The organism is Prevotella histicola (genome assembly GCF_055385135.1).
Map to the genome: position 1 here is coordinate 996,192 of NZ_AP043793.1, position 13,459 is coordinate 1,009,650.

At 42.5% G+C, this 13,459-nt stretch carries 8 protein-coding genes; 6 read left to right on the top strand and 2 right to left on the bottom strand.

Features of this window, described 5'->3' with window-relative positions:
- Positions 1-546: 546 nt before the first annotated feature.
- Positions 547-3,720 carry a glycoside hydrolase family 2 TIM barrel-domain containing protein gene (locus ACZ48L_RS04170; protein ID WP_464722026.1) on the bottom strand — a complete coding sequence of 1,058 codons (3,174 nt, stop codon included), beginning with the start codon at positions 3,718-3,720 and terminating at the stop codon, positions 547-549.
- A gap of 163 nt (positions 3,721-3,883) precedes the next feature.
- On the opposite strand from ACZ48L_RS04170, the gene ACZ48L_RS04175 reads away from it, so the two are divergent.
- Together ACZ48L_RS04175 and ACZ48L_RS04180 are read left to right on the top strand one after the other, a co-directional pair.
- On the top strand, positions 3,884-6,619 hold the full coding sequence (locus tag ACZ48L_RS04175) for a SusC/RagA family TonB-linked outer membrane protein (protein ID WP_464722027.1): 2,736 nt from the start codon (positions 3,884-3,886) through the stop codon (positions 6,617-6,619).
- A gap of 30 nt (positions 6,620-6,649) precedes the next feature.
- A complete protein-coding gene (locus tag ACZ48L_RS04180) occupies positions 6,650-8,281 on the top strand; it encodes a RagB/SusD family nutrient uptake outer membrane protein (RefSeq protein WP_025791866.1) in 1,632 nt (543 codons plus the stop codon).
- Between the two features lie 37 nt (positions 8,282-8,318).
- Here ACZ48L_RS04180 and ACZ48L_RS04185 read toward each other — a convergent pair whose 3' ends face one another.
- On the bottom strand, positions 8,319-9,722 hold the full coding sequence (locus tag ACZ48L_RS04185) for a C1 family peptidase (protein ID WP_008824084.1): 1,404 nt from the start codon (positions 9,720-9,722) through the stop codon (positions 8,319-8,321).
- 770 nt (positions 9,723-10,492) lie between these two features.
- Here ACZ48L_RS04185 and ACZ48L_RS04190 point away from each other — a divergent pair.
- From ACZ48L_RS04190 to ACZ48L_RS04205, 4 genes are all read left to right on the top strand, one after another.
- Entirely contained in the window at positions 10,493-11,314 is an 822-nt protein-coding gene (locus ACZ48L_RS04190) for an ABC transporter ATP-binding protein (protein ID WP_008824083.1), read from the top strand.
- Positions 11,315-11,332: 18 nt separating this feature from the next.
- The gene (locus ACZ48L_RS04195; RefSeq protein WP_025791865.1) at positions 11,333-12,064 is read left to right on the top strand and encodes a GIN domain-containing protein; all 732 of its coding nucleotides are present in this window, start codon (positions 11,333-11,335) and stop codon (positions 12,062-12,064) included.
- 20 nt (positions 12,065-12,084) lie between these two features.
- Positions 12,085-12,888: a hypothetical protein gene (locus ACZ48L_RS04200; RefSeq protein WP_025791863.1), complete on the top strand. Its 804-nt coding sequence runs from the start codon at positions 12,085-12,087 to the stop codon at positions 12,886-12,888.
- A 172-nt stretch (positions 12,889-13,060) separates the two neighbouring features.
- Positions 13,061-13,441: a GntR family transcriptional regulator gene (locus ACZ48L_RS04205; RefSeq protein ID WP_025791862.1), complete on the top strand. Its 381-nt coding sequence runs from the start codon at positions 13,061-13,063 to the stop codon at positions 13,439-13,441.
- The last annotated feature ends 18 nt before the right edge of the window (positions 13,442-13,459 follow it).

The window sequence follows — 13,459 nt, forward strand, 5'->3', positions numbered from 1 at the left end:
TAGCAAGTTCGCCCCTTGTATTATCAAATAAGGCGTCTTCCTCTTGCCCTTCTCATTCCTTTCAGATATGTTTATAGGGCATTACAGAAAATTACAAAGGCCTTGTAGAAGTATTACAAGCGCCTTGTAGAAAGATTACAAAGCCCTTGTAGAAAGATTACAGACGCCTTGTAATTTTCTGTAATGCCAATTAAGGGATTGCCTGCAACGCTCTTTTAAAAGTAAGATAAGCGTTGATTAGCAATCGGAGATAAGTCTATGGAAGTAGAATTCCGCATGCGGAGCTCATCCATAAGCCCTACTTATAAAAGGTTTTGTGAGCATTAATATTCGGAAATCATTGGCAAGACAACTGTTCCATCATGATGAAATATATCTGATTTCTATGTTCTAATGAGCTGATACATATGAGTCAACAACCTGACACATATAAGTCAATGACTTGATACATATGAGTCACTAATACGAAGTATATGTTCCAATAAGAAAAAACGCCTTTGCATAAGAACTGCAAAGGCGTTTTGGGTTTATGAAATTTGTAATTAATTACTTAGCTACGGGTATGATCCAGAAGTGCATTGAGCGGTTTTCAGCTGGCAGCTGATACTGTTTCAACGGCTCTTCCCCCCAACTATTCACACCACCGACACCCATCATAGCACCGTCAAGTGTAAGGTTCGTGTACTTTGACAACGGTACCTGATAGCTGTGACGCTGATGTTTCTCCAGTCCTTCATCAAGATCAGAGATGTTATAATGCAATGCGCTGGCATAGAATGGAGCCTCATCAGACTGTATACGGAAGCCATTTCCATTCTTATCCGTCTGCTTCCACCAGCGAATATCTGCCTTCGTACCAGTTTCCTGTGGGCGGATATAAGGGAAGAACTGTTCGTCTGCCGTCTGCTCATACAGTCCGATACGCTGCGAGAGCTTACGGTCTGCATAGCTTTCAATAGGACCACGACCATAGAAAACAGACTTATCCATGTCATAAGGCAACTGCATCAACATGCCATACCGAAGCATGTGAGGTGCCTTGCTGCCCTCCTTCAGATTCATTTCCATGCTAACATGCAGTGCTCCATCAGCTGCTACAGTATAAATAAGGTTCAGTTCTGCACCAACACCAGGCATGTCATAAACAGCAGTAAGCCTATTCATTTTCTTCTCAACCACAAGTGATTTGAGGTTCATCTGTGGATTACGCCATGCTCCAAGCTTCTTCTGATACTCGGCACCCATGTCGTTATCTGTCACAGCACGCCAGAAGTTTGGCTTCAGTGTACCTCCTTCACCCAGCAAACTATGTCCTCCTACCTGGTAACGAGTGAGGAAACCTGTCGTCCGACTAAAGGTTATGTCAAAGTTTTGACCCTTAAAACTAACCTGATTGTCCTTCTTATCATCCGTAACCTTCAACTTATTACCTGCAACAGGCTCCATCTTAGGCATCGGTTTCCATGACTGTACCTCCATTTGAGCCGTAGCTACTGTTTGTCCAGCAGCCATAAGAGGTTCTGCAGTCTTGAGTTTGAAGTCGATATTCAGTAGGACTTCACCGTCATATTGCTTACCCGTGATAGGTAAAGTATATTCAGCCGTATGCTGTGGGGCGATATTCAGCTCATCAATCGTACCACTCTTAACCACTTTACCTTCGTTCACCAAAGCCCAATCCATGCGATAATTGCTCAGATTACGGAAGAAATACTCATTCCGAACCTGTATTTTACCCTCTCGGAGGTTGACAGGTGTAGCCCAGATGTCCTGGTATTCATATCCCACCTCATAGGCATGTGGGTTCAACTGGCGGTCAGGTCCAATCATTCCGTTGCAGTTGAAGTTATTATCTGATGGATCATGCTTGTTATAATCACCACCATAGGTGTACTCAGTCTTCACATTTACCTCCTTTGCAGCGCGCTCATAGTCCTCCAAAGAGCGTGAAGCATCAAAGTGAGGAGTACGATGTAGCCCCTGATCTACGAAGTCCCAGTCAAAACCTCCTTGATACTTTGGATACTTACGGATGAGATCCCAGTACTCTTTCAGGTTACCTCCAGAGTTTCCCATCGTATGGTTATACTCGCATTGGATGAGAGGTCGCTTGTATTTATCATTCGTTGCATACTCCTCACAAGCCTTTGGTGAATAGTACATCGGACAGAAAATCTCCGTAGCATAGCCTTCCTTTTCTGCACGTTCATATTGAACCGGGCGGCTCTTGTCCTGCGATTTAACCCAATCAAAGGCATCATCAAAGTTCTTACTGTACTTAGTTTCATTGCCAAGGCTCCAGAATATGATGCTGGGATGATTGAATTTCGTACCAACATTGTGCTGATTGCGCTCCATTATCTGCTTAGCAAAGAGTGGAGTACCCGATATTGCATCATCACCATAGCCAAAACCATGGCTCTCCTGATTGGCTTCAGCAACGACATAGAGTCCATATTCATCGCAAAGGTCATACCAGAGAGGGTCATCAGGATAGTGACAGGTACGCACAGCATTGACATTTAGCTGCTTCATCACCTTGATATCTTGAATCATACGTTCTGGTGTAACAACATATCCACCGTCTGGATCCATCTCATGTCGGTTTGCTCCCTTGAAGAGAACAGGCTGTCCGTTGACCAAAACCTGTGAGTTCTTTATCTCAACCTTACGGAATCCCACACGAAGAGGTATGGTTTCAAGGTCCTTACCCGTCTTAGCATCCTCAACATTTACGTAGAGATTATAGAGATAAGGAGTCTCCGCCGTCCACTTCTTTGGGTCTTTCACTTCTATGAAAGCCATAGCACGTCCCGTTTTATCAGGCTTAACAACTGTCTTATAGACAAGATTCCTATTTGCATCTTCCAATACTAAGAAGGCTTTTGTACTGCCTGCAAGCTGCAAATTGACGTTCAATGTTCCGTCTTTATAGTCATTGACAAGGTCAGGGGTCACCTTTATGTCCTCCAAATGCTTCTGTGCATCACGTGCATAGAGGTAACTGTCGCGCGCAACACCGCTAAGTCGCCAGAAATCTTGGTCCTCACAGTAGCTACCATCCGACCATCTGAACACTTGGAAGGCTATCTGATTATCACCTTTCTTCAAGTATCGTGTAATATCAAACTCTGGTCCAATCTTCGAATCCTCACTATATCCAACGAACTTACCGTTCACCCATAAATAGATACAGGATGTTACGGAACCGAAATGTGCAATGACCTGCTTCCCATTCCAGCTGTCTGGGATACGGATCGTACGCCGATAAGAACCCACATGATTCTCTTTGATAGGTACTTCGGGCGGATTATTCACAAAATTTCCACGCCATGCAAAGCCTACATTCACATAAACAGGGTCGCCATAGCCATTCACTTCCCATATACCCGGTACTGGGAAAGCCTTCCATTTGGAGTCATCATAATCCGTACGGAAGAAGTCTTTAGGTCGTTGATCAGCGTTCTCAACCCAGTTGAACTTCCATTCTCCATCAAGTGATAGATAGTTCTTTGACTGCTTCTTATCCCACCTCTTAGCCTGCAAATCATCTGTAGGCGCGAAGGCAAAGAAGTCTGTATGCGTCGCAAAACGATTAACAGCATTAACCTGAAGGTCATGCCACTCTGTAAAAGTAGGCTCCGTCTGACCATTCTGCGCATGGAGTCCAGACACAGATAAACCCAACAACAGAGCGGTAAACATAGTCTTATTATTCATATAGAATTGTTATTTAGGTCTTTAATTACGCCCCATATATTAGCAATATATAGGAAAAACACCGACAAATTTAGCAAAAAAAAGGATAACCTACAATATCTTTCATAAAAAAGGCGTATATTTGCTAAAAGAATAAGCATTCAAACATATTACTATCCCTACTATGATCGGACGTAACATCATATCCAAAGCCCTTCTCTGTAGCCTGTTTTTAATAGTTTCCGCGGGTTCTGTCAGTGCTCAAAATCGACATAAGAGATACCAGAAGACGCCCAAACAGCCCATATTCCAAGTCAAAGACACGCTTCCTGTCATAGGTTCTATGGCAAAACTAGGCGAGAAACAGATGAATAAAGGTCTGGTAAACTCTGCTCTCAGTGCGATGTCTGGTAGAGTTGTGGGCGTCAATGTTGTTGCAGGAGGTCAAGACAGGATGGCTATGTTAGCAAGTGTCCGTGTGCGTGGTACCACCTCTCTGACCGGAGGTAATGACCCTTTGGTAATTATTGATGGTGTTTCGTCCGACTTATCCACACTATCAACCATATACCCTGCGGACATTGAGAGCTTTACTATCCTCAAAAACGCTTCAGAAACATCAAAGTATGGATCCCGCGGAGCATCAGGTGTCATCGTAGTGAAGACCAAACGTGGAGGTGGAGGTGCATTTCAGATAGCCTATGATGGGACTATTGGCTTTGAAAAGGTGAGCAAACGCCTGCAAATGCTTAATGCAAAAGAATATATTCAGGCTGCAAAAGCATTAGGACTTGTCTATAATGACCAAGGATTCGACACTGATTTCCAGAAAGAAATCACCCAAACAGGCTTCGTAAACAACCATCATGTGGCGTTCAGTGGTGGTAATGAGAAGTCTAATTACCGTGCATCATTAGGTTATATGCGTGGTGAGACCGTTATAAAAGACAAGAACTACAGCAATTTTACAGCTAAACTCGACATCTCACAGTTGGCTTTTGATGAGAAACTAAAGATTGATTTTGGTGTATTCGGCGCATCACAGAAAGATGATAAGCTGTATAATTCACAAATGTTATTCTACTCTTCTGCTGCCATGAACCCCACCTTATCTTTTAATAAGGTTGGAGATGGATGGCAAAGGAACAGTAATTCCTCACAGATAGCTGCTCCTGCACCCCTGCTTTTAGAACGAAATGATGAACAGAACCTTTCTTTCAATACCCATCTACAGCTCTCTTTACAGCTTTCACATGACTTACAGCTGTCTGCTTTGGGCTCTTACTCCTATGCATCTACGGAGAATGCACGCTTTGCACCAACCTGGGTATGGGCGCAAGGGATGGCATATAGAGGCGAAAACAAGAGTGAAGACCTTCTTGGGAACATCTCTTTAAACTGGAAGAGACAGTGGAACATACATCGCATAGAGGCAACTGCACTTGCTGAATACCAACAAAACAAACGCTCAGCATTCTGGACTGAGGTAAAAGGATTGGCTAATAACGCCTTCGGATACAACAATCTTGCTGCTGGAGTAGCTCGTCCTTATGGCGGAACAGGTAGTAATTATACTTCATCAAGCCTTAGTTCTGTCATGCTTACAGCTACTTACACCCTCTTAGACCGCTATACTGTAAACCTAACGACGCGTGCTGACGGTTCATCTATGGTCGGTGATGACCATACATGGGGCTTCTTCCCCTCCGTATCCGCAACATGGGACATGAAGAAAGAGCGTTTCTTACGTGATGTAAAAGCTATTAGTCTACTTGATTTACGTATGGGGTACGGTCGTTCAGGAAACCTCGGGGCCATCAGTTCCTACCTGACCATGAAACAGTTCATGCCCGTTGGCGTCGTATCCTACAATGGTAGCCCTACCGTTACATTAGGTACTTTGCGGAATAGTAACCCTGATTTAAGATGGGAAACACGCAGTACATTCAACATAGGAACGGACCTTGGACTATTCAACAACCGTCTTTTACTCACAGCAGAATACTATTATTCAAAGACAACAGGCATGCTTTACGAGTATGACGTGCCTGTTCCGACCTTTGCCTTTGATAAATTACTCGCCAATATAGGCTCTATGTCGAACAGCGGATTTGAGTTAGGAATCGGATTAGTACCCATTTCACGCAAAGATATGGAACTAAACATCAACGTAAACATGTCATGGCAGAAGAACAAACTGCTCTCTCTGAGTGGAAACTATCGTGGTAGAGAGATGACTGCACCTACTATCACCCCAATCGGGGAGATGAATGGAGCCGGATTCCATGGTGGTGACAACCACATTCTCTATCAGATTGTCGGGCAACCATTGGGTGTTTTCTATCTACCTCATTGCAAAGGAATCGTTGATAATGGACATGGACACTACAAATACGACATTGCCGACCTCAATAACGATGGTGTTATAGACCTCAGTGACCATGGTGACCGTTACATAGCAGGGCAGGCTACACCTAAAATGACACTGGGTTCAAACATTAGTTTCCGATATAAGGACTTCGATATATCCCTACAAATGAATGGAGCGTTCGGTCATAAGGTATTCAATGGTACGACACTCTCCTATCTAAACATGTCGAATTTCCCCGACTACAATGTGCTTAAAGAAGCTCCAGGACGGAACATCGTCGATCAGAATGTTACCGATTACTGGTTGGAAAGTGGTAATTATCTTAATTTTGATTACCTTACTATTGGATGGAACACACCCATCAAGAACAAATATATCACTGCACTGCGTTTCTCTTTCAACATCAATAACCTTGCAACCATCACCAGTTACAGTGGTCTAACCCCTATGGTGAACAGCTATGTGTTTGACAGCACAATGGGTATTGACGACAAACGCACTTATTTCCCTTATCGTACTTATTCCATTGGGGTAAGTATCAAGTTCTAAACTACGACGATTTTAAAAGCATACTACAATATGAGATACGCATATCTGCTCCTTTTCACGACCTTCATGTTTGCAAGCTGCTTAGATGAAAGCCCCAAAAGCAGCCTTGATGATCAGCAAGTATACACGTCAGCTAAGGACGTTTACCTTAACACCGTAGCCAACTTATATAATTATATAGGTGGAGATGCCGACAGTCAGGGATTACAAGGCACCTACAAAGGCGTGTATGACTATAACACCTTCACTACTGACGAGGCTATGATACCTATTCGTGGAGGTGACTGGTACGATGGTGGCTTCTGGGAAAACCTGTATCTCCACCGTTGGAAGGCTGATGATGCTGCCCTTTATGAGACATGGAAATACCTTTATAAGGTGGTTGTCTTTAGCAATGAGGCACTTAGCACTATTGACAAGTACAAACATCTGCTCACAGAAGACCAATACAAGCACTATCAGGCAGAAGCAAGAGCTGTGCGGTCTCTGTACTATTTCTACCTCATGGACATGTTTGGGAACATTCCTTTGGCTACAACTGTTAATGAGAATGTACAGAATAACGACCAGAAGAGTCGCCCTGAGGTATATAAATTCATTGTAAAAGAACTGCAGGAGACTGAGCCTCTTCTTCCTGAAGGGCATAGTAACCAGGAAGGAATATACTATGGACGCGTCACACGTTCCGTTGCTAACTTCCTTTTAGCAAAGCTTATGCTCAATGCAGAGGTGTATTCTGACAGTGACTGGACCGACAATCAGCAGCCTGATGGTTCACAAATCATCTTCAATATAGACGGACAACAGCTTAACGCATGGCAGGCTTGCAAGGTTTATTGTGATAAAGTAACTGCTGATGGCTTCAATCTTTCAGCCGATTACCTTAACAATTTCACCGTACACAATGAGACTTCCATGGAGAATATCTTTGTTATTCCTATGGACAAACTTATCTATCGGAATCAGTTCCAGTATCTTTTCCGCTCTCGGCACTATGCACATGGTGGCGCAGTGGGCACTTCTTCAGAGAACGGAGCATGTGCAACGGTCTCCACTGTACGTACCTTTGGCTATGGATCAAGCAATGTTGACAAGCGTTATGCTTACAACTTCTATTCAGACACGGTACGTGTAGATGGCAAGATAGTACGTTTGGAGAATGGAGATCCACTCATTTATCATCCTCTGGCGGCTGAAATCAATCTCACAAACAGCCCTTATATAAAGACAGCAGGCGCCAGAATGGCTAAATATGAGGTAGACCGCAATGCTTACAATGACGGAAAAAGCCCAGACAATGATATTGTTCTCTTTCGTTATGCCGATGTTCTGCTCATGAAAGCAGAAGCAGAGGTCCGTAATGGAGAGAGTGGTGATGTTGAAATGAACAAGGTTCGCAGTCGTAGTGGTATGGGAAACAAGTCTGCAACACTTGACAATATTCTCTCCGAGCGCCTCATGGAGCTGATGTGGGAGGGCTGGCGACGCAATGATCTTATTCGTTTCGGACGTTTCCACCAGTCGTATGACCAGCGAACAGCACCACAGAGTGAGGCTGACCGGCACACGATTGTCTTCCCAATACCGTCCAGAATACTGGAACTTAACAAGAATATGAAACAGAACAAAGGCTATAAAACAACAACTCCTGACTTCAATTAATGAAGTCAGGAGTTTCTTTTTCTATGTAACAGACCGTCTATTTGTCCTCTTGGAACAATGGATCCTCTGGCACAACCATGATAGGTTTCTGCTGAGATACCTTCATTATGTTCTCAGGAACATACTTATTATCTACTACTAAGCGGAACATATACTCGTTGAACCAAGGGTTTGTCATAATTAAATAACCGTTCTGGCCATAATTAGGTCCCCACGAATTCTCCACTTTCCACTTCTTTGGTTGTCCGTTCTCATCCAAATCAACAGCTGTGAGCGTCATTGCATGTGTTGAACCACTGTCGAATGTCGCAATACGATCAGCTTTTGTCATTGGGAAAGAAGTGCCATAAAGCATCCCGTAATCATAGTTATCTACATCAAGATAGCCCCGTTTACGATCGAGTTGCTTACCAACATCATAACTGGTGTACATCTTTGTAGAGTCTTTCAATGAAGCGATAGCCATCTTTGCAATGTCTTCCATTGGCAGATTCACGTACTTCCAGTTATGACCATCATAGGTATGACGGTCGTATTCAATCTCATACGTCTTGTAGTAAGGTCTGCGTGGGTCATTCATCACCATGATAAATGTTCCATTCAGCGGACTTCCCACCGTCTCCTGATAGAACTGCTGCGGTGTATAGGTCTTAGGTTTACCAATCTGCTTACCGTTTTTGTCCTTGAAAGCATAGGTAAAAGTCTTCACTGGTTCACCCAAAGAGAGGCTCAGAATATGGTAGATATTTGCTAACATCTCCGTCTTTCTTGCTTTGATAGCAGCCTTTGATTTCTTATCAGCAACCATCTTACGCAGTTCCAAGCCATACTCACGCAACTTTGATGACACAATTTTTGCCATGCGTGAGGTGTTTTCAGCTGAATAAGTCTCAGGCATCACCTCCATAGGTACCACACCATACTTCGCTGTTAGGTCGGAAACACCACAGAAGGTACCGCCATCACTAATAGGATTCTTGAAGAAACCCTGTACGCGAGGGTCCTCAAAAGGCTTCCCAGCATTGTCAATTACTGCCTGTAACATCAGGTTTGCCTTCTCCAACTGGTCATAAAAGGAGAGATAAACATGTGAAAACTCTATCTTAAGACTGTCTTTATGCTGACGGGCGAACTTCGAACGCAGGACATTCAAGCCCGTAAACAACCAGCAACGACCAGAACTCTTCTGGTCTTGGATGTTCTGTTTAGGCGTTTCTACAGAGAAGTAAGTATCCACAGGACCTGCATTGCGGAAGTTGCGAGCCAGATCGTCAATAGAATTGGTTGCAATAGCATTTGACAAAGCACGGTCGGAAGGCGTCAAACCAGCCTTACGAATCTGCTGCATCATCTGCACATCAATACCACCATCTCGCGTTTGAGCCTGTAATGTGAGCGCACAACTCAACAGACCACAGGCAATGAACATGTTTCTTTTCATTGTTTCTGTATATTATTAGGTAAAGGGTTATTTAAGTATTACCACTGACAAAGATACGATTTATTTCTTATTATACTGACAAGAATAACGGAAATTCTTCACCACCCTTAGTTTCTTCACTGTAATACGGGGCTTATTGACGTTCGAAAACAGAAATAACTTTGCAGGATTCTCCCCCACTTCAAAGCTATAAAGTCATATTATAAGGACTTCCAAAATCCTTACAAAACAAGAGAACTATCACCTATCAAAAGTGGGAAAAAGTGAGTTTACACCGAGTTTGTAACCTCCAGACTATCAAATAGTTGAGAGATAGCAAAGTAAAAGGTGCCCTTTTGCAATGTAAAAGACGCCCTTTTACCACTCAAAAGATGCCCTTTTGCAATGTAAAAGGGCGTCTTTTAGAATGCAATAGATGCCCTTTTAAAAATGAGTTGTGATATTTCTTTACATATAAAGCTAGCTAACTGGACTTGAGAAGAGAAAAGAAGCAAAATCAATGTCACTTCTTCCGGCTGCCTTATATATATAAATAGGTGTAAGGTTCATTAGCTTCTGAATCAGTAATCAAACCACTATAATTCTGATTCTCCGAAGACATGAAAAACAGAAAATTACCACTTACACATCATTTTTTTGCCAAAAAGCTTGCAAGTATCATTCTTTTGTCTTACATTTGCAGTGTTCTATTAAGGTAGTACACTATAACATGAACGAAATTAGTAATAAAAGACATATAAAAACAACCCCTTTAAAAGAGAAAAAGCCTTATGATTCAAGTAAATGACATCACATTCAGCTATCCAGGGAGCAAGCACAAAGTGTTTGACAGACTAAGCCTCAACTTGAAAGACAACCACATTTATGGTTTGTTAGGTAAGAACGGAACAGGAAAGAGTACCCTACTCTACCTCATTGCTGGACTACTGAGACCAAAGAAAGGTAGTATCCTGGTTGACGGACTCACCGCTTCAAAACGCTATCCAGAGATGTTACAGGAGATTTACCTCGTACCAGAGGAATACAATCTGCCGAACATGTCACTCGCAAACTATACGAAGATTCACGAAACATTCTATCCTCGATTCAGCAAAGAGACACTAAACAAATGCTTAGAGGATTTTGAGATGCCTACAAACATCAACATGAAGCAACTCTCTATGGGACAGAAAAAGAAGGTGTACATGAGCTTTGCACTTGCAACGGGTTGCCACCTGCTCCTTATGGACGAGCCAACAAATGGGCTTGACATCCCTTCAAAGACCCTTTTCCGCAAGGTTGTAGCAGGCAATATGGCAGAAGATTCTTCATTGATCATCTCTACCCATCAGGTACATGATATTGAGCAGCTCCTTGACCACATCCTTATCATGAACAATTCAGAGCTTCTTCTCAACGCTTCAAGCGAGGAAGTGACGAAACAATACACCTTCTCACTCCGTCAGGCAAGTGAAATGGATGATCAAGTGCTGTATGCTGAACCTTCACTTCAGGGCAATGCTGTCATTGCCAAGCGTCAGGAAGGTGACAATGAGACGACTATCAATCTTGAATTACTGTTCAATGCAGTTGTTCTCGGTAAACTAAAATAAAAGAAGGAGACCCCAATTATGAAACAATTCACAACAAATAAAATCATTCTTAGCCTCACTTTGGCTGCCAGTATATTTTTCTTCAGTTCTTGTATTCGTAAGAAACAGCCCTTAGGAAATGCTATAACCCAAAACATTCCTGTAGGGAATTTTCAAGATGTACAAGTGGATGCGTCAGTAGCAGTGCATTTTTTACAAGGAAAAGATTTCTCTGTGAAAGTTAGAGGAAGCAAAGATTTACTACCTCACATGCACATATCGGTAAAGGGTAGCACGTTAATAATTGACGAAAAGGACATGCCAAACCTCTCAAATAAAATCCATTTTGATTTTGGTGATAGCAGAGACAGAAACAAAATAGATGTTTATGTTACGGCTCCAACCTACACTAAGATTACTCAAGACAGCAATTCTTCTATGGAATTCCCTGATTCTATCACACTCGACAAGTTAGATTTAGAGCTTAATGGTAACTCTTCTGTAAAGATAAACAGTATGAAAGTGAATCAACTTGGCATAGACCTGTCTGGTAATGGAGCCGTAAAGGTCAAGAATCTTACTACAAACGATGCAGACTTGGATATCAGTGGTAATGCAGCAGTAAAGATAAACTTCAACCAAAGCAACCGAGTTAAACTGGATGTATCAGGCAATGCGGGTATCAAACTTACTGGTACAACCCGTCAACCCATCCAACAGAACGTATCAGGCAATGCTGGTATAACCGACAATACAACAAGAATAAAATAAAAATAAGGAGGAAACAAAAGATGAAAAAGTTCAATTTAAATCGTTTTTGGCAAGTATTCAAACGCTTAATGCTTGTTCGTAGTAGCACGACTCTATATACTTTTCTGGGACTTGCAGCTGCAACCTTCTTCATTCTATTGGGTTTTACTTCGCCTTTCACCATGAAGCCGATGACAAATGGTGAGCTCTTCTTCGGAATAATCCAAGCATTTGAACCTATAACCATGTGTTTCTCCATAGGATACTTCTTCTTTGTCAGTAATATTATGTCTGATTTACAACGACGACAGGACCGTATCGGTGAGATCATGTTACCAGCAACCAATCTAGAGAAGTTTGTTGCACGTATTCTTTACGTATCTATTGGCTATCTTGTCCTATGCATTGCAGCCCTCGTTGTGGGTGATGTATTACAGCAAATCGTCTCTATGATCATCCATCAAGGTGGCAGAGCCTCTTTGATAGGTGTTATTTTAAGAAACATCTCACATATGGAGCCCAGTATATCATGGCTGTTCAGCTTAGAGACCATGCTTGTATTCAATGCTTTTATCGTCCTTGGAGGTGTCTTCTTCCGCAAGTATGCATGGATAAAGAGCCTTATTGCAGGCAGCGTTATCTCTTCCTTGCTAACGGGTTTGTTAGTTGCTGTAGCTTATTACATAGACTCACAAACGGATTATGAGATTTATATGCCAACAGGATTGGGCGCAGACATCGCAGGACATGTGACCCTCTGGGCTATCGCAGGCCTCATGTATTGGCTTGCTTACAAGATATACGCACGCCTACAGGTCATCAATAACCGTTGGTTCAACGTATAAAAAGGAGATTACATCTCAATAGATGAAGAAGTTAAAGGAACCAAAGTAGATAGAAGGAGTTGTGCCTATAGCACATATTCCACAGTATTTCTCCAGAAAAAGAGCTAATGACTAAACTCCTTCTGACTACTTCACACATCTTTAACTCCTCAAAAATAGTAAAGGAAAGATTATGGATTTCGAAAATAACAAGGCTATCTACGAGCAAATGGCAGACCGCCTTTGCGACGAGATCATAGCTGGAACATACAAAGCCGACGACAGGATACCATCTGTAAGGGAGTATGCCGTCATGCTGCAAGTGAACACGAACACTGCTGTGAAGGCTTACGAACTACTTTCAAGAGAGGAAATCATCTACAACAGACGTGGACTTGGCTACTTTGTTGCTCCCAATGCACGTGAACAAATCATGACTTCACGACGCAAGACATTCCTTCATCAGACGCTTCCTTCCCTCTTCCGAGAGATGGAACTACTGGGAATCAGTATCGAAGATGTAGAAAAAGAATGGCAAATTAAAGAAGTAAATTATTCTGAAAACAAACAATAAAACTGTACTTTTGTAGGT

Excerpts from the sequence above, each read along its gene's own strand:
- ACZ48L_RS04170 (WP_464722026.1), bottom strand. The coding sequence starts at position 3,720 with ATGAATAATAAGACTATGTTTACCGCTCTGTTGTTGGGTTTATCTGTG.
- ACZ48L_RS04175 (WP_464722027.1), top strand. The coding sequence starts at position 3,884 with ATGATCGGACGTAACATCATATCCAAAGCCCTTCTCTGTAGCCTGTTT.
- ACZ48L_RS04180 (WP_025791866.1), top strand. The coding sequence starts at position 6,650 with ATGAGATACGCATATCTGCTCCTTTTCACGACCTTCATGTTTGCAAGC.
- ACZ48L_RS04185 (WP_008824084.1), bottom strand. The coding sequence starts at position 9,722 with ATGAAAAGAAACATGTTCATTGCCTGTGGTCTGTTGAGTTGTGCGCTC.
- ACZ48L_RS04190 (WP_008824083.1), top strand. The coding sequence starts at position 10,493 with ATGATTCAAGTAAATGACATCACATTCAGCTATCCAGGGAGCAAGCAC.
- ACZ48L_RS04195 (WP_025791865.1), top strand. The coding sequence starts at position 11,333 with ATGAAACAATTCACAACAAATAAAATCATTCTTAGCCTCACTTTGGCT.
- ACZ48L_RS04200 (WP_025791863.1), top strand. The coding sequence starts at position 12,085 with ATGAAAAAGTTCAATTTAAATCGTTTTTGGCAAGTATTCAAACGCTTA.
- ACZ48L_RS04205 (WP_025791862.1), top strand. The coding sequence starts at position 13,061 with ATGGATTTCGAAAATAACAAGGCTATCTACGAGCAAATGGCAGACCGC.